Here is a 15,117-nt window from a genome sequence, read left to right on the forward strand (position 1 = left end):
ACGGATCAGCCGAGCGCAACGCGAGCGCGGCCCAGAAGACGCCGAGCAGCGGCGTCGTGCAACGCGGACTCGTTGAGCCGGTCCCACACGCGGCCGTACAAGGTGACGTCGTCGGCCGACTCCAAGTGCAGCTCCGTATTGATGGTCTCGACGACGACCCGCTCTTCGTCGAAGATCCAGAAGCCGTGCTTGGGCGTGATCCTGAGCGGCGCACCGAGCGGCACGATGCCGAAGGACACCGACGTCATCCCCATCAGGCCCATCAGCCGGTCGAGTTGACCGGCCATGACCTCGGGCGGGCACACGAGAGCGTGCAGCGCCCCCTCCCACAGGAGGATGCGGAAGGTCTTGTCCATCTCGTACAGGACTTCCTGCCGCTTCATGCGAGCTCGCACCGCGGCCTCGGTGTCGCGCGGCGTGCCCATGAGATCGGCGTTTGCGATCAGCAGATGGCGCGCATACTCCGGAGTCTGGAAGAGACCCGGCACAACGGTGGCTTCATAGCCGCGTAGCGCCGAAGTGCGCCGATACTCCGCGACGTACTTCTCCTGTACGCCGCGATGGCCGGAGGCGAGTTGCCGACGCCAAGCACGCTGCTGCGACCGTACGCCACGCAGTCGGCTCTTCAGGTCGGCCGCGGTTTCGGGCGCGCCCACAGCAGCGGCCCACTGATCAAGGTCACTGGGTGTCGGCGTCTGTTTTCCCGTCTCCAGCCTGCTGACCCGTGACCGCTGCCACCGCAACCGAGCAGCCACGTCCTTCCCGGTGAGACCCGCGTCGGTGCGCAGTTCACGAAGCCGCGCACCGAGGGCTACCCGGTCGGCGTCGGGGTGGGTGGTCACAGCTCAGACGGTACCTGCGCCTGGAACTCCCTGGTAGGCACCGCATGATGCCAAGCCAGATCTCGGACCTGGCACGCGTGAACGACGCTCGGGGGGTCCTCCAGGACGTGCACCCCGAGTGTCACGTTGTCGGCGTCGATGACGAACCTCACGACTGTGCGGGAGTCGAACAGCCAGAAGTCGTGGTCCGGCAGGCCAAGCCGAACGGCGTCCGCGCGCCACATGTTGCGGATGTCCTCGCCCGCGGCGACGTTTCCCAGGCCGGAGGCGAGAAGGAACCGCTGCCCCTCGGTAGGAGGGTTGTCGACCAGGCGGACGCGCTCATACCGCTTGCCTTGCGCCACCTGCTTGCTGACGCCGATTCGCCAGGAGTCGGATGGCTCGCAGGCGATGTCCTCCCCGTTCTTCCACCGTCCCCACTTGGGGCTCTGACGGTCCGAGGCGTACCCGCGCCGGGTCTCCAGGCGCCATGCGGTGTGCTCGAAGTCGGTGAAGAGATGGGTGATCTCGTCGAAGGGGATCAGGTCCGGCACTTCGACTACTCCTTGTCCTGCGGTTCGTCGGACGCTTCGGCGTCGCGCGGAGCGAAGCGGGTGAGCAGCTCGCGCGGGATGCGCACGAAAGTCTCCGACGGTTTCACGTCCCGCAGGTGGGCGAGGTGTTCGGGGTCCGTCTCCCGCTCGCCCTGCACCAGGATTTCGCCCGTCTCGACGACCTCGTACAAGGTCGGACAGTTCCCGTGATCGGAGGTCGTGCCGATGAACCGGAGCGTCATGTCGCTCTCCATTCAGGCTGGTTGGGTTACAGGATGCGGCGTGCCGGAGCAGTGGCGCTGGCGGATTGCGGGCGATTGCTCGAAATCGATCGGAAGATCTTCCGTACGGGCAACCAGCGGGCTGGACGGCCTTGCTGCTACGGGCCGGCGGCCGTCTCGGCGTCCGCGACGAGCGCCGCGTAGTCGCCCTTCCTGACCCCGTCGCACGTCTCCGGTCGGCCCTTGCCGCCCTCCGCGTACTGCTGCTCCAGTGCCTGGGCGCAGTCCTCGACGCGGTCCTCGTACGAGGAGTGGTTCAGCCAGAGGACGAGGCCGGTGATGCCGGCGGCGATGGTGAGGGTGGAGGTGGGGATGAAGATGGTCGAGCGGCGCATGGGTCCCCCCCGGGGGCGGGTGTTGAGGGCCCGGAGCGTAGCGGCGCGGTCGGTGTGATCGGGTGGGAACCGAGGGGGAACCCATCGAAGTGGGTGTCGGGGTGCCGTCGTCGGTGAACTCGGGTGCGGGGGCTGCTACTTCGGCTCGTCCGGCGGGGCGAACAGGGACACCAGTGTGCGGAACGCCGTGCGGTACGCCGTGGGGGTGGTGCCGTTGAGGCGCTGGAAGTGGTGGCGGAGGTTCGCGGGGGTGCCGAGGCCCGTGCGGGCCGGGATGTTCTCCACGGGAGTGTCCGTGTGTTCCAGGAGCCACTGGGCATGGCGTACGCGGGCGCGCAGGAGGTACTGGAGCGGGGTGAGGCCCGTGTGGACGCGGAAGCTTCGGTTCAGGCTGCGGACGCTGGTTCGGGCGTGGGCCGCGATGTCCGTGAGCGTCAGGGGGCGGTGGAGGTTCGACTCCAGCCAGGTGGTGGTGGGGGTGAGGGGAGTGGGTTCGGAGGGTGGTGGTGAGTTGGGCGGGGGTGGTGGGTTCTTCGTTGGTGGTTCGGTGGTGGGTTCGTGGGGGCTGTGGGGGCCGTGGGGTGTGCGTGGTGCCGCCCGCAGCGCGTCCGACGGGTTCGGGAGCATCAGGAAGAGTTGGCGGTCCGCCTCCAGGGCGGCCTCCTTGCCGTGGTCCTCCTCGATCATCCGTACGCAGACGTCCTTGCCGCCGAGCACGCCCGCCGACGTGAGGAACGGGCCGTCGGCGACCGGCCAGTCGGTGAGTTCCACCTCGATGCGGGGGTGACGGCGGGCCAGTTCGGGCGCGTGCGACCAGGCCGTCGTGGCGCGGCGGCCGTCCAGGAGGCCCGTCGCCGCGAGGGCGAAGGTGCCGGTGCCGATCGACGCGATGCGGGCGCCCCGGTCGGCGGCCGCCCGCAGTGCGGCGAGTACGTCGGCGGGAGGCGGGTCGGGGCACGCGCCGTACCCCGTCACCAGGACCGTCCCCGCGTCCGCCAAGCCGTCCGGGCCCCGCTCCGGCGTGACCTGGAGCGGGCAGGGCGGGGCCGTCGTGATCGTCTCCCGCGCGGCGCACACCCGCAGCTCGTACGGCGGGCGGCGGTAGAACGTCCGCGAAGCCGCGCCGAACAACAGCGCCGGAGTGCTGAGCTGGGGCGCGGGCACCCCGTCGAGCGCGAGCAGCGCGATCACGGGCATGGCCAGAATTTAGCCCACGGTGGCAGCGGGACGCTTTTTCCTGGCCCCTGGGCCCACGGAACATGGAGGAACACGAGGCGGGGCCGGGTGGTGTGCATGCCACCGCCGTCCGCCCGTTCACCTCAGCTGTTCACCCATTTCATTCAGCCGCGTTCAGCACACGCAGCTGCGTTCAGCACACGCATCAGGCGAAGGGCACCTCCATGTCTGCTCCGGTCACTTCAGCCACTCCCGCACAGTCGGCTCCCGCCTCCCGCCCGTCCCGTACCGCCCGGCGCGTCCTCGGTGGTCTCGGCGCGCTCGGCGCCGCCACCGCCCTGTGCGCCACCGGCCTCACCGGCAGCGCCCAGGCCGTCGTCGGCGGCAAGGACGCCACCAAGGCGTACCCGTTCATGGTGTCCGTCCCGATGACCGTGGAGCAGGAGGACGGCAGCAAGCTGAAGGGCGTGTGCGGCGGGACCCTGATCGACCCCGAGTGGGTCGTCACCGCCGCCCACTGCGCCCAGGACGACTTCGTGGCCCGTCCGACCGGGAAGGTCCGCGTCGGCAGCGACCGGCTGAGCTCCGGCGGCACGGTGCGCACCATCGTCGAGAAGGTCGTCCACCCCGACTACGACGTCAGCGGCGGCGAGCGCTCCCACGACGACATCGCCCTGCTCCGCCTCGACCGGCCCGTCACCCGGTACGCCCCGATCCCCGTCGCCGACCGCGCCCCGAAGGTCGGCGCGCACACCCGGATCCTCGGCTTCGGCACGACCGTCGACAGCACCGACCTGGAGGAGTGGAAGTTCTCCGAGCGCCTCCAGGAGCTCGACACCCGTCGGGCCGCGGCCGGCAAGTGCCTGGACATCAAGGGCAAGACCGAGCTGTGCACGCAGAGCCTGGTCCGCGACGCCATGGCCTGCAACGGCGACTCCGGCGGGCCGCAGGTCCAGCGGGTCGGCGGGCGCTGGCAGCTCGTCGGCGCGACCTCCGGCGACGGTGACGCGGCCGTCGACCGGCGCTGCGCGGGCGGCCCGGGGATCTACACCTCCGTACCCGCGTACAAGAAGTGGATCGACAAGACGATCGCCTCGCGGCGCTGAGCGGCCGGAGCAAGAGGTGACTCCCGGCGGATGCAGGTGACTCCCGGCGGATGCAGATGACTTCCGGCGGATGCGGATAATGCCGGGTATGTCAGCTGTACCGGTCATCGCGCTGCTCGTCCTCGACGGCGTCCCCGCCCACCAGCTCACCACCCCCGGCCTGGTCCTGGACGCCGTCGCCCGCAGCGCCCCCGGGGCCGCGTACGAGCTGCGGGTCTGCGCGGTCCCGCGCACCGTCACCACCGCACGTCCCGCCCCGCTGACCGTCACCGCGGACCGGGGGCTCGACGGGTTGGCCGGGGCCGGGGCCGTGCTGGTGGCCGGGCACGACGGGTTCCGGGCGGAGCCGCCGCCGGGGGTGGCCGATGCCCTGCGCGCGGCGGTCGGCCGGGGGAGCCGGGTGCTCGCCGTGGGCACGGGCGCGTTCACACTCGCCGCCGCCGGGGTGCTCGACGGCCGCCGGGCCACGACCGAGTGGAGCCACGTCCCCGAACTGGCCGCGCGCCACCCGCGGGTGGCCGTCGACCCGGCGGGGACCCTCGTCGTGGACGGGCCGTTCCGCACGTCGGCCGGGTTCCTCGGCGGGCTCGACCTGTGGCTGCGGCTCGTCGCGGAGGACCACGGCGACGAGGTGGCCGCCGCGACCGCCCGGCAGCTCGTCCTGCCCGTGTACGACGACGCCGGGGCCGCGCGCGCCGAACTGGCCCGCGCCCTCGCCGAGTCCGGCGGTCTGGAGCCGACCGTCCGGTGGCTGGAGGCGTCCGCGGACCGGCCCCTCACCCTCGCCGACATCGCCGCGCACGCCCGCCTCAGCCCCCGCACGCTCGACCGCAGGTTCCGCGCGCACACCGGGCTCAGCCCGCTCAAGTACCTGCTGCGCGTGCGCCTCGACCGGGCCCGGCACCTCCTGGAGCACGACGACGCGACGATCGAACAGATCGCCGCGCGCGTCGGGTTCGGCTCGTCGGCGGGCTTCCGCAGGCACTTCCGCGACGCGACCGGCCGCACACCCCGGGACTACCGGGCGGCGGCCCGGCGCGACTCCGACTGAAGGTGGGCCTTCGCGTTGATCAGCGCCCGGGCGCGCAGGCGGCGCCACTCGGCGAGGTCGCCGCGGTGGCGGTCGCGGATCTCGGTGAGCGGCTGCTTGCGGAAGGCGGCTTCCGGCTTGAGGTTGTTGACGACCGTGGACACGCGGAACCAGCGTCGCTGGTCGCCGTAGAGGGTGCGCTGGGCCGAGGCGAGACAGCCGTCGGTGTGGGCGCGCACCGCGTGGCCGGTGGGCAGGGTCAGGGACAGCTCCGTGCGGCCGGTGCCGAACAGGGCCCGCGCCACCCGCTGTTGCTCGGCGGCGGACGGGGGGCGGTCGCCGGGGCGCGGCGGGGTCAGGCCCTTGCGGGTCAGACAGGTGTCGGTGAGCTGCTGCTGCGCCGCCTTGATCGTGTCGGCGGGGGGCAGTCCGGGCTTCCGCTCGGCACTCGGCGCGCAGCCGACGGTCAGGACGGTGAGCAGCAGCAGGAGGGGCAGGGGCGCGAGCGTGTGCGGGCGCCGTGCGGGCCGACCTGCTGCGTACCGGCCCGGTGTGGGCAGGTGTGCCCCGGCCTCTCGGTCGTCTCGAGGGGTGGCGTCTCGGCGCATGCGGAGGGCTCCTGGGGGCTGGTCGGTGCGCGGTGCATGCGCACCCTCCCCACGGACCGCCGCGCTAAGCGCCTTGTCACCCGTACTGGTGAGCGTCCGGGCCGGACGCTACCGGCGGCGCTGCTGCGACGCCGGATGCGTGCGCCGGTACCTGCGGTCCCAGCGCTCCTGGCGGGCCCGCCGGATGCGGTAGTCGCGGTACGAGGAGGGGGTGAAGCCGCCCCCTCCGGAACGCCCGCCGCCCGCACCACCCGCACTGCCCGTGCCTCCGGCACCACCCGCACCGGCCCCGCCAGTCGACGGTCCCGGCCGGGCGGCGGCCCTGTCGTGATGGCGGACGAGGAAGTAGACGAGCACCGCGGCGGCCACCCACAGCAGGGGCTGCTGGAAGCCCAGGGCGATCAGGACGGCTAGTACGGCGACGATCAACATGTTCATGGCTGAACCTCCGCACGCTGGACGCGGGCAGCCCGGGTCGCATGGCGTCAGCTGTGATCGATGACAGATGTGATCGGTGACAGGGGACGCGCGGGCGCGGAGCGGGGGCGGCTCCGGCGCGCGGGCCCGCTGTCACGGGGTCGTACGAGGGCTCGTTCGGCCCTCGTACCGGGAGTCAACGCCCGCCGCCACCGCCTGTCAATGCTCCTCGGCGGACGTGCTGGGCGCGGCTTCCCCGGCGTGTTCGTGCGCGTGCTTGAGCAGCATCCGGGTATCCACCGCGTCCGGGCCCGAAACCTGCTCCCAGAAGCGGTGGCAGCTCACGAACACCGCGAGCTCACGCTCCCGTGCGCGCAGCTTCTCGACCTCGGCCTGTTCGTCCGGCGTCCAGCCGGGGGAGGCGGGGCGCTCGACCTTCCGCCAGCCGCCGTCGTCGCTGAAGCCGTCCAAGGGCTCCACCGACCAGGGCAGCCGCCGCAGCAGGGCGTGCAACTCCGACCTGACCTGGTGCAGCTCCTCCTGTCCTGCGAGGAGGTCGCTCGGGAACTCGTACGAGGGGGTTGCGGGCACGCCGTAATGGTACTCCTGTTCGAATTCGGGAGGCGAGTGGTGCGGGGGGTGTGTCGGCCGGGCGGCCGCCGGTGGGTGCCAGACTGGCGCGCATGCTCGTACAGTTCCTCGCCGCCGCCGGTGTGCTCGCCGTACTGACCGTCGTGCCCGGACCCGACATGGCCGTGACGACGAAGCGTGCCATCGCCTCCGGCCGGCAGGACGGCCTGCGGACGGTCGGCGGCATCACGGCGGGGCTGCTGGTGTGGGGCGTGCTCACGGTGGCGGGCCTTGCCGCCGTCCTCGCCGCGTCCGCCGTCGCCTACACCGTCGTCAAGCTGGCCGGCGCGGCCTACCTGGTCTTTCTCGGGGTCCAGGCGCTGTGGCAGAGCCGCCGGGGCGGCTCCGGGGCCCTGCCGGTGGCCGGGCCGGCCGCGACGGGCAGCCCCTGGCGCACGGGCCTGGTCAGCAACGTGCTCAACCCGAAGATCGCGGTCTTCTACACCGGGCTGCTGCCCACCCTCGCCCCGGCCGGCCTCGCCCCGCAGGCCGGGATGGCGCTCCTCGTCCTGGTGCACGCGGTGCTGACCTTCGTCTGGCTCGGCGGCTATGTGCTGCTGGCCACGGCCCGCGCGTTCTTCGAGCGGCCCGCCGTGCGCAGGGCGCTCGACCGGGTCACGGGGGTCGTCCTGGTCGGGTTCGGGGTGAAGGTCGCGACGGCGCAGCCGTGACCGCGGGCCGGGCAGGGCAGGGCCGGATCCGGCCCGACTTCGGCGGCGCTTTGCGTGATCGGTTCCCGTCCGGGCCGCGTACGCGCGAAGCTGGAGGCATGTGCCGCAGCATCAAGACCCTCCGCCCGCCCGCCCTCCCCGAGAAGGCCACCGACGACGAGATCCGGGCCGCCGCGCTCCAGTACGTGCGCAAGGTCTCCGGGTTCCGCGCCCCGGCCGCCCACAACCGCGAGGTGTTCGACCGCGCCGTCGACGCCGTCGCCGAGGCGACGGCAGACCTGCTCGCCCACCTGGAGGTGCGCGGAGCGCGCGCGGCGTCCTAGTCGCGCGGCCCCGGGAGCGGGGCCCCGGGAGCGGGGCCCCGTGCACCTACGCCGTCGGCCAGGCCCTAGCCCGCCGTCGACTCCCGCGGCCGCCGCACCAGGAACGCCGCCCCCGCCCCGGCAAGGGCGAGCGCGAGGACCGAGACGCCGGTGGCGAGCCAGGTCGCGCCCAGCCACTGACCGCCGAAGTAGCCGAGGCCCACGCTGTAGCCCGCCCAGGCCACGCCCGCGAGCACCGACCAGGGCAGGAAGTCGCGCACCCGGCGGTGGGCCGCGCCCGCGCCGAGCGAGACGATCGAGCGGCCCGCGGGCGCGAAGCGGGCGATGACGACAAGGACGCCGCCGCCGCGCGCGAGCGCCGTGCCGAGCCGCTCCTGGGCGCTGGTCAGGCGCCGGGAGCGGGCGATGGCGCGGTCGAGGCGCTCACCGCCGCGCCAGGCGATGCGGTACGCGACGAGGTCGCCGAGCACGGATGCCGTCGCGGCGCAGAGCATGAGCAGCAGGATGTCCGGCACGTCGTGCGGGACCCGCCCGGTGCCGGAACCGGCGGCGGCCGCCGCCGTGGCCGCGGTGATGACGAGCACGCCGCTCGGCAGCAGCGGCAGAAAGACGTCGAACAACACGGAGAGGGCCACGACCGCGTAGATCCATGGGCTGCCGGTCAGCGCCCCCACACTCTCCAACACCGAAACTCCCCCGTTGTTACTCCCCGGTCGGCAACTCGTCGCCGCGATGTCGCGGGGAGCGGCGGGTGGCGGCCTGACAACAGCTGTACAGCGTACGCCGGACCACCGGCCGGAGATCCACTGGGGGCTCAGATGTTCGCTACATCACGTTCACCCGGCTGCCCTCTCCGACGCGGCGCACACCCCTGAAGTCCCGTACGAACGGAGCAGAAGCGCACACAACGGGCGCTGAATCACTGACAAGTCGACAAGTAGGAGAAAGGGAGAACTCGACAATGGTGGCAGGGATACTCACCGCGGCCGTGACGGCCGCCGTGCTCGCCGCGAGCGGCGGCGTACCGGGCGACACCGGTGACTGCGTGCGCGCGAAGGGCCGGTTCGCGCCGTCCAAGGCGCTCTCGCCCGCGCTGACTTACGACCGCCAACTGGTGCCTCCGGGCGCCCGGATCGAGGTGACGCAGCGCCACGAACGGTCCGGCACCCGGGTCGCCCTGCGGGTGCGGGGCCTCAAGCCCGGCTACGCGTACGGCGTGCACGTGCACCAGAAGCCGTGCGGCCCGGACCCGGCCGCGGCGGGCGGCCACTACCAGCACCGCCGTGACCCCGTGCAGCCCTCGAAGGACCCGGCCTACGTCAATCCGGCCAACGAAGTGTGGCTGGACTTCACCGCGCGGCGGGACGGCTCGGGGGCGGCGGCCGCGGTCCACTCCTGGGGGTTCAGGCCCGGGCAGGCGTCGTCGGTGGTGCTCCACCGGGAGCAGGGCGGCGCCGGGGACCGGGTGGCCTGCTTCACGGTGCCGTTCGCGCCGCGCGCGTGAGACGGAACGTGCGCGCGGACGGGCGGCGCGCTTGAACGGAGCGCACACGAAGGCGCCCCCTCCTCCGTACCGGGAACCACGTACGGAGAAGGGGGCGCCGCTCGGGCGGCCCGGTGGGTCAGGCCGCGATGGGCGTGCGCTCCGCGTCCGCCGTCGCCTTCGTCTCCCGCTCGCCGCGGGCCGCCGCGATCACGCGGTCGAGGCTGAACGCGCCGGAGCCCGTGAAGACGAGCAGCAGGAAGACCCAGCAGAACATCGCGGAGGCCTCGCCGCCGTTCTGTATCGGCCACAGGGCCTCGGGCTGGTGGACCTTGAAGTAAGCGTAGGCCATCGAGCCGGACGAGACGAGCGCGGCGCCGCGGGTGCCGAGGCCCAGCAGGACCAGGCTGCCGCCGACGAGCTGGATGACGGCCGCGTACCAGCCGGGCCAGGTGCCCGCGTCGACGGTGCCGCCGCCGCCGTCCGTGCCGCCGAGGACGCCGAAGAGCGAGGCGGCGCCGTGGCAGGCGAAGAGCAGGCCGACGACGATGCGGAACAGGCCGAGGGCGTAGGGCTGGGCGCTGTTGAGACGTCCAGTCATGGTGGGGGACTCCTTCGGTCTTGACTCGGTTTGGGGACGGGAACCGATCGAAGACCCAAGATTAGGTCCGCCTAATTAGTACTTGCAACTTCAACATCTGAGTGTTTCGTGAGAATCGGCTGTATCCAGCCGTCGCAGGTGTCCCGGGTGCCCGGCGCCCCGTCCTGAACCGGCGTCGCCGCCCGGACCGGAACGGCCGCCGCCCGCAGCGCCGCCCGCGCCACCGCGTCCGCGTCGGACAGCGTCACCGAGTCCACGCCCGGCCTGGCCCCGGCCGCCGTCACCCAGTGCACCCCCTCCGTCGGCACCCCGAACGCGAACCGCCGCGCGTGCGCCCGGCCGCCGCGGTCGAGCAGGCGGTAGGGGCGTGGCGTGACGTCGAGGCCGCCCGTCTCGTGGCCGTCGACGGTGTGCGGACGGCACCGTCCCGACCGCAGCAGCCCCGCCAGCAGCGCGTCCCCGGTGCGCCGCAGATCGGGCTCGGGGAGGCGCGCCTCGATCAGGGTGGTCACCCGCACCCCGGACCCGGGCACGTCCGGCGAGTACGCGTAGAACGCTCCGTCCGCCGTGTCGGCCCCGTCCGCCGGGCCGCCCCCGGCGCTCCCGCCCCCGCACCGCACGTCGAGCCGCGGCCCAAGGACCTCCACCACCCCCGCCTCGACCAGCGCCGTCAGCTCCTCGATGCGCCGCCGGGGCGGGCCGATGGACAGGAACGCGTTGAACGGCGTGTACCAGCCGTCCAGATGGGCCCGGCGCGAGGCGCCCGCGAGGCCGCCGTGGTCGACGACGAGCCGCAGTTCGTTGCGCAGGTCGCGGAGCACGTCGAGGGCGGCCTTCAGGGGGCCATGGACATTGCCGAGTGCGGCCTGCGCGGCGTCCTCGCGCAGGTGCCCGAGCAGCCAGGCGCGGAAGTCCCCGGGGGAGCGGAAGACCTGCCCCGCGTACGGGTGCGCGAGGCGCTCCCAGGACCACCGGTCGGCGGCGGCGAACCCGAACGCGTCCAGGACCAGGGACTCCTCGGGGCTGCCGTGCGCGGTGTCGAGGAATCGGTCGCGGAAGGCGGCGGCCCGCTGCGCCGCGCCGGCCGCCGCGAGCCGCGCCTCGTAGTGGACGGTCTCGACCTCCTTGGCGACCAGGGGCCAGACCTCGGTCAGGAAGTCCGGCGCGTCCCCGCTGTCGGCGCGCTTGCGGAAGCGGGCGACGGCCTCCGGGGTGAGCACGGCGGGCCGGTGCCGCCCGTAGGGGCCCTTGGCGTTGTCGCCGCGCGCCTGGTACGGCACACCCCGGCGCGAACCGGCGTACAGGCGCGGCTCGTCGCCGGAGGCGAGATAGCGCAGCCCGCCCCGCTCGCCGGGCACGAAGCGGCCGCCGCGCCCCGACGTCAGGAGCGCCATGTGGTCGAAGAAGTTCAGGCCGAGCCCGCGAAGCAGGACCGGCTCGCCCGGGGCGATGGCGGTGAGGTCGACGTCGGCGGGGTTGGCGGGCGGGATGTGGCGCAGTCCGTGCCGGTCGGCGTACGCGGACAGCTCCGCCCGGTCGCGGTCGGCGGTGTCGGGCAGATGGCCCTGCGCGAGGACGACGGCGGCGAGCCCGGATATCTCCCGGGAGTCGTCGAGGACGAGGGTCTGCGCGCCCCCGTCGGTGCGGTCGGTGCCCTTGGTGCCCTCGGTGTCGTCAGTGTCGTCGGTGTTGTCGAGGCGGACCGCGCGGGCCGCGTGCGTGCGGACGCGGACGGAACCCGGGGCGGCGCGCACCGTCTCGGCGAAGAACCACTCCAGATAGCGGCCGTAGTCGGCACGCGTCGGGTAGTCGTCAGGACCGAGCCCCGGTATGTGCCCGCGCGCCGCCCACTCGTACAGGCTCGGGCCCGGCCGGATCGGCCCCGCGCAGTCGACGCTCGCGTCGGTGAACAGCGTCACCTGGGAGGCGACGGTGTTCATCAGGAGCTCCCGCGACTGGCCGGTGCGCCAGACGAGGCCGGGCCCCGGCGGCGCCGGATCGACCATGTGCACCGTCAGCCGCGCCCCCGGCGGCAGCAGCTCGGCGGCCGAGGCGCACAGGCGCTCCAGGACGCTGGTGCCGCGCGGCCCCGCGCCGACGACGGCTATGGAGTGGTCGACGGTCGCAGCAGCAGACAAGAGCGTGACTCCCGGTACGGACGGGGCGAGGACCGGCTCATCATGCCGCCGGAGACACCGTTGCCGAAGCCCGCTTCGGAGGATCTCCATCCGGTTGTGTCCTGAGTCACGGCCAAGGCGGACATCGCCGCTACCTGTGGGAGGTTCGCCCCGTCACACCCGTACCCGCAGCAACCGTGCACACGGGACGCACGGGACGCACGAGACCCGGTGCCGTCCGCAGGCCGCACTCACGGCGTGAGCGTCGTCCGCTCCACCGTCTCCAGGCGCTCCCCGCCGCCCTTCTCCGCCCGCGCCCGGTCCAGGCGCAGCTCCGCCGAGCGCCCGCGCAGCGTCAGCGTCATCAGGTGGTTGCCGAACCAGGGGCCGCCCGTCCTGCGCCAGTTCACGGCGGCGCGCGGGAGCCGCCCGTGCCGGGCGAAGCGGCGGCCGAGGGCGCGGCCGACGCGGCTCCAGCCGAACCGGAAGCCGACCCTTATCGAGGCGGGGATGGAGTTGTGCACCGGCGAGCAGGTGAGCTGCAGGACGCGGGCGTCGGGCCCGCCGCCCCCGGGCCAGGTGGGCTCGGCGACGTACGCGTGGTGGACGTCGCCGGACAGGACGCATACCGTCGCGGGCGCGTCCGCGACGGAGCCCGCGTCGGCGATCAGGGCGGCCAGGGCGTCGAAGGACGTGGGGAAGGCGGCCCAGTGTTCGAGGTCGGCGCGTCTGCGCAGGTCCTCGCCGAAGCGGGCCCAGCGGGCGCCGCGTTCGCCCCGGCACAGGGCGGCGTTCCAGCCCTCGGCGTCGTGGATGAGGTGGGGGAGCAGCCACGGCAGGGACGTCCCGATGAGGAGGTGGTCGCAGCCGCCCTCCAGGGCCTGCTCGCGCAGCCAGGCCGCCTCGCCGGGGTCGAGCATGGCGCGCTTGTCCTCGTCGAGGACGCGGGCGGCGCGGGTGTCGACCATCAACAGACGGACGCGACCGAAGTCTCTGCGGTAGCTCCAGCGGGCGGTCGTGGGGTCGGCGTCGGCGGTGGCGGCGTGGGCGCGCAGGGCGTCGGTGCCGTCGGGCGTGGCGCGCACGGCCGCGTACACCTCGTCCCGCGCCAGCTCCTCGGGCGGCAGATTGCCCAGGTGCTGATAGACCCAGTACGACATCAGGCCGCTGAGGATGCGCTCGCGCCACCAGGGCGTGGCGCGCATCTCGGCGAGCCAGGAGGCGCTGGTGTTCCAGTCGTCGATGACGTCGTGGTCGTCGAAGATCATGCAGCTGGGGACGGTGGAGAGCAGCCAGCGCACCTCGGGGTCGAGCCAGGACTCGTAGTAGAGGTGGGTGTACTCCTCATAGTCCGCGACCTGGTCGCCCGGTGGCTCGGAGAGGTCGCGGCGGGCGGCGAGCCAGCGGCGGGTGGCCTGCGACACCTCGTCCGCGTACACCTGGTCGCCGAGCAGGAGCAGCACGTCGGGGCGCGGGGCGGCGGGGTCGGCGGCGATGCGGGCCGCCAGGGTGTCGAGGGCGTCGGGGCCGACGGGGTCGTGCTCCTTGCCGGTGTCCCTGCCGGCGCCCTTGTCGCCCCGGTGGCCCAGGTCGTGCAGGTGGGAGGTCTTGGCGGGCGGCGCGGCCCACCGGCAGGAGCCGAAAGTGACACGCAGGGCGGCGGCGTCCCCGCCGTCGGTGCCGTCCCCGCCCGGCGTGCGGATCGTGCTCGCCGGGAAGGGCGAGTCGGGCAGCGGCCACACCGGGGTGTCGTCGAGCGTGACCTCGTACGCCGTGTCGGTCCCCGGGCGCAGGCCCTCGACCGGCACCAGGGCGTAGTGGTGCCCGGCGACCTGGAAGGTCCTGGCCGTCCCGCGCGTGCCGTCGGCGCAGCGCACCTCGGCCGTGCAGGGCCGGTCGGCCTCGACCCAGACGGTCGCCCGCGCGCCGTCGACGTACCTCAGCAGTGGACCCAGACGCAGCCGCGCCACAGTGATCACCTTCCTCCGTCGCCCCGTACGGTACGGAACGACGGAGGCGGGCGGGCCGGTTCCGCACAAGCGGGACCGGCCCCGGTGCGATCAGTGGCTGCCGGGGCGGGTCAGCAGCCGTTCAGGATGGAGCTGAGCGCGCTCTTCTCGGCGGAGTCGACGGTGAGGCCGTAGTGCTGCTTCACGTCCACCCACATGCGGGCGTAGAAGCAGTGGTACGAGGTGGTGGGCGGCAGCCACTTCGCCGGGTCCTTGTCGCCCTTGGCCTGGTTGACGTTGTCGGTCACGGCGATGAGCTGGGGCTGGCCCAGGTCGTTGGCGAAGCTCTCGCGACGGGCGGTGGTCCAGCCGCTGGCGCCGGACTTCCAGGCCTCGGAGAGCGGGATCACGTGGTCGATGTCGACGTCGGAGGCGGCGGTCCAGACACCGCCGTCGTAGGGGGACCGCCAGGTGCCGGAGGTCGCGGCGCAGCTGCCGTCCTGCTGGACGTTCTCGCCGTCGCGCTTGAGGACGACCTCGCGGGTGTTGCAGGCGCCGGACTGGGTGGACCAGTGCGGGAACTTGTCGCGGCTGTAGCCGTCGGAGGAGCCCTCGGGGGCCACGGTGAGCTGGCCGAGGTAGGTGCGGGCGGTGGCGGCGCTGACCGGGGTGGGCGGGGCGGCCTGGGCGGGGGAGCCGGAGAGCAGGGTCGCGGCGGAGGCGAGGGCGGCGACGGCGCCGACGGCGGCGAGGCGGTGACGCGCGTAGATCGTGGGCATGCGAACTCCCTTGACGTGGGGGGACATTGACCGGTGGGGCGGCCATGCTGGTGCGCTCGGGTTGCCCCGAGGTGTGCATCGGGTGACAGGGTCGCGTCAATCACCTGTAAACATCAAGGGTTCTGGCGTGTCGTCATGGAGGCGTGCCGGGGCGGAAGTTGGCGATTCGGGGGAATTGCCCCGCGCGGGATGCTCCGGTTCGCGGGGGATCGCCGGGGCGGGCGCCGGGGCGGATG

General features: G+C 73.4%; 18 protein-coding genes. 5 read left to right on the forward strand and 13 right to left on the reverse strand.

Annotated features, from left to right (window positions below; translation table 11 throughout):
• Nucleotides 1-5 precede the first annotated feature (5 nt).
• The 5 genes from OO63_RS14105 to OO63_RS47380 all read right to left on the reverse strand — a co-directional run bounded on the left by OO63_RS14105 (nucleotide 6) and on the right by OO63_RS47380 (nucleotide 3,188).
• The gene (locus OO63_RS14105) at nucleotides 6-842 is read right to left on the reverse strand and encodes a helix-turn-helix domain-containing protein (RefSeq protein ID WP_030358512.1); all 837 of its coding nucleotides are present in this window, start codon (nucleotides 840-842) and stop codon (nucleotides 6-8) included.
• Nucleotides 839-1,375, reverse strand: a complete 537-nt coding sequence (locus OO63_RS14110) for a DUF6879 family protein (RefSeq protein WP_033264122.1) — start codon at nucleotides 1,373-1,375, stop codon at nucleotides 839-841. The genes OO63_RS14105 and OO63_RS14110 overlap by 4 nt, the downstream gene beginning before the upstream one ends.
• 5 nt (nucleotides 1,376-1,380) lie before the next feature.
• A complete protein-coding gene (locus tag OO63_RS14115) occupies nucleotides 1,381-1,617 on the reverse strand; it encodes a hypothetical protein (protein WP_051810848.1) in 237 nt (78 codons plus the stop codon).
• Between the two features lie 137 nt (nucleotides 1,618-1,754).
• Nucleotides 1,755-1,991, reverse strand: coding sequence for a hypothetical protein (locus OO63_RS14120; protein ID WP_030358509.1), 237 nt, complete (start codon nucleotides 1,989-1,991; stop codon nucleotides 1,755-1,757).
• A gap of 135 nt (nucleotides 1,992-2,126) precedes the next feature.
• Entirely contained in the window at nucleotides 2,127-3,188 is a 1,062-nt protein-coding gene (locus tag OO63_RS47380; RefSeq protein ID WP_033264123.1) for a GlxA family transcriptional regulator, read from the reverse strand.
• Nucleotides 3,189-3,391: 203 nt separating this feature from the next.
• On the opposite strand from OO63_RS47380, the gene OO63_RS14130 reads away from it, so the two are divergent.
• Nucleotides 3,392-4,273 (forward strand): S1 family peptidase, encoded by an 882-nt coding sequence (locus OO63_RS14130; RefSeq protein WP_033264124.1) that lies wholly within the window; start codon nucleotides 3,392-3,394, stop codon nucleotides 4,271-4,273.
• 88 nt (nucleotides 4,274-4,361) lie between these two features.
• Entirely contained in the window at nucleotides 4,362-5,324 is a 963-nt protein-coding gene (locus tag OO63_RS14135; protein WP_030358506.1) for a GlxA family transcriptional regulator, read from the forward strand.
• Here the strand turns inward: OO63_RS14135 and OO63_RS14140 are convergent.
• The 3 genes from OO63_RS14140 to OO63_RS14150 form a co-directional block, all read right to left on the reverse strand.
• Nucleotides 5,291-5,911, reverse strand: a complete 621-nt coding sequence (locus tag OO63_RS14140) for a hypothetical protein (protein WP_234311166.1) — start codon at nucleotides 5,909-5,911, stop codon at nucleotides 5,291-5,293. The two genes, OO63_RS14135 and OO63_RS14140, sit on opposite strands and share 34 nt — an antisense overlap.
• Nucleotides 5,912-6,019: 108 nt before the next feature.
• On the reverse strand, nucleotides 6,020-6,349 hold the full coding sequence (locus OO63_RS14145) for a hypothetical protein (protein WP_030358504.1): 330 nt from the start codon (nucleotides 6,347-6,349) through the stop codon (nucleotides 6,020-6,022).
• 198 nt (nucleotides 6,350-6,547) lie between these two features.
• Nucleotides 6,548-6,919, reverse strand: coding sequence for a hypothetical protein (locus OO63_RS14150; protein WP_030358503.1), 372 nt, complete (start codon nucleotides 6,917-6,919; stop codon nucleotides 6,548-6,550).
• 92 nt (nucleotides 6,920-7,011) lie between these two features.
• On the opposite strand from OO63_RS14150, the gene OO63_RS14155 reads away from it, so the two are divergent.
• Nucleotides 7,012-7,629 carry a LysE family translocator gene (locus tag OO63_RS14155; RefSeq protein WP_030358502.1) on the forward strand — a complete coding sequence of 206 codons (618 nt, stop codon included), beginning with the start codon at nucleotides 7,012-7,014 and terminating at the stop codon, nucleotides 7,627-7,629.
• 98 nt (nucleotides 7,630-7,727) lie between these two features.
• A complete protein-coding gene (locus tag OO63_RS14160; RefSeq protein WP_030358501.1) occupies nucleotides 7,728-7,952 on the forward strand; it encodes a DUF2277 domain-containing protein in 225 nt (74 codons plus the stop codon).
• A 65-nt stretch (nucleotides 7,953-8,017) separates the two neighbouring features.
• Here the strand turns inward: OO63_RS14160 and OO63_RS14165 are convergent, their stop codons facing one another.
• Nucleotides 8,018-8,638: a DedA family protein gene (locus tag OO63_RS14165; RefSeq protein ID WP_030358500.1), complete on the reverse strand. Its 621-nt coding sequence runs from the start codon at nucleotides 8,636-8,638 to the stop codon at nucleotides 8,018-8,020.
• A gap of 275 nt (nucleotides 8,639-8,913) precedes the next feature.
• Here OO63_RS14165 and OO63_RS14170 point away from each other — a divergent pair, with 275 nt between their 5' ends.
• Nucleotides 8,914-9,456, forward strand: a complete 543-nt coding sequence (locus OO63_RS14170; RefSeq protein ID WP_030358499.1) for a superoxide dismutase family protein — start codon at nucleotides 8,914-8,916, stop codon at nucleotides 9,454-9,456.
• 118 nt (nucleotides 9,457-9,574) lie between these two features.
• Here OO63_RS14170 and OO63_RS14175 read toward each other — a convergent pair whose 3' ends face one another.
• The 4 genes from OO63_RS14175 to OO63_RS14190 all read right to left on the reverse strand — a co-directional run bounded on the left by OO63_RS14175 (nucleotide 9,575) and on the right by OO63_RS14190 (nucleotide 14,881).
• Nucleotides 9,575-10,036: a DoxX family protein gene (locus tag OO63_RS14175; RefSeq protein ID WP_030358498.1), complete on the reverse strand. Its 462-nt coding sequence runs from the start codon at nucleotides 10,034-10,036 to the stop codon at nucleotides 9,575-9,577.
• A 71-nt stretch (nucleotides 10,037-10,107) separates the two neighbouring features.
• Nucleotides 10,108-12,174 carry an FAD/NAD(P)-binding protein gene (locus OO63_RS14180; RefSeq protein WP_033264125.1) on the reverse strand — a complete coding sequence of 689 codons (2,067 nt, stop codon included), beginning with the start codon at nucleotides 12,172-12,174 and terminating at the stop codon, nucleotides 10,108-10,110.
• Nucleotides 12,175-12,404: 230 nt separating this feature from the next.
• Nucleotides 12,405-14,123 carry a DUF7800 domain-containing protein gene (locus OO63_RS14185; protein ID WP_030358496.1) on the reverse strand — a complete coding sequence of 573 codons (1,719 nt, stop codon included), beginning with the start codon at nucleotides 14,121-14,123 and terminating at the stop codon, nucleotides 12,405-12,407.
• A gap of 110 nt (nucleotides 14,124-14,233) precedes the next feature.
• The gene (locus tag OO63_RS14190) at nucleotides 14,234-14,881 is read right to left on the reverse strand and encodes an HNH endonuclease family protein (RefSeq protein ID WP_030358495.1); all 648 of its coding nucleotides are present in this window, start codon (nucleotides 14,879-14,881) and stop codon (nucleotides 14,234-14,236) included.
• Between the last annotated feature and the right edge of the window lie 236 nt (nucleotides 14,882-15,117).

The sequence above is a fragment of the Streptomyces alboflavus genome (assembly GCF_000716675.1).
In the GTDB taxonomy this organism is placed as follows: Bacteria; Actinomycetota; Actinomycetes; order Streptomycetales; family Streptomycetaceae; genus Streptomyces; species Streptomyces alboflavus.

Bases quoted from the DNA above. Each gene is read 5' to 3' on its own strand.
- OO63_RS14115 (WP_051810848.1), bottom strand. From the start codon at position 1,617: ATGACGCTCCGGTTCATCGGCACGACCTCCGATCACGGGAACTGTCCG.
- OO63_RS14120 (WP_030358509.1), bottom strand. From the start codon at position 1,991: ATGCGCCGCTCGACCATCTTCATCCCCACCTCCACCCTCACCATCGCC.
- OO63_RS47380 (WP_033264123.1), bottom strand. From the start codon at position 3,188: ATGCCCGTGATCGCGCTGCTCGCGCTCGACGGGGTGCCCGCGCCCCAG.
- OO63_RS14130 (WP_033264124.1), top strand. From the start codon at position 3,392: ATGTCTGCTCCGGTCACTTCAGCCACTCCCGCACAGTCGGCTCCCGCC.
- OO63_RS14135 (WP_030358506.1), top strand. From the start codon at position 4,362: ATGTCAGCTGTACCGGTCATCGCGCTGCTCGTCCTCGACGGCGTCCCC.
- OO63_RS14140 (WP_234311166.1), bottom strand. From the start codon at position 5,911: ATGCGCCGAGACGCCACCCCTCGAGACGACCGAGAGGCCGGGGCACAC.
- OO63_RS14145 (WP_030358504.1), bottom strand. From the start codon at position 6,349: ATGAACATGTTGATCGTCGCCGTACTAGCCGTCCTGATCGCCCTGGGC.
- OO63_RS14155 (WP_030358502.1), top strand. From the start codon at position 7,012: ATGCTCGTACAGTTCCTCGCCGCCGCCGGTGTGCTCGCCGTACTGACC.
- OO63_RS14160 (WP_030358501.1), top strand. From the start codon at position 7,728: ATGTGCCGCAGCATCAAGACCCTCCGCCCGCCCGCCCTCCCCGAGAAG.
- OO63_RS14170 (WP_030358499.1), top strand. From the start codon at position 8,914: ATGGTGGCAGGGATACTCACCGCGGCCGTGACGGCCGCCGTGCTCGCC.
- OO63_RS14175 (WP_030358498.1), bottom strand. From the start codon at position 10,036: ATGACTGGACGTCTCAACAGCGCCCAGCCCTACGCCCTCGGCCTGTTC.
- OO63_RS14190 (WP_030358495.1), bottom strand. From the start codon at position 14,881: ATGCCCACGATCTACGCGCGTCACCGCCTCGCCGCCGTCGGCGCCGTC.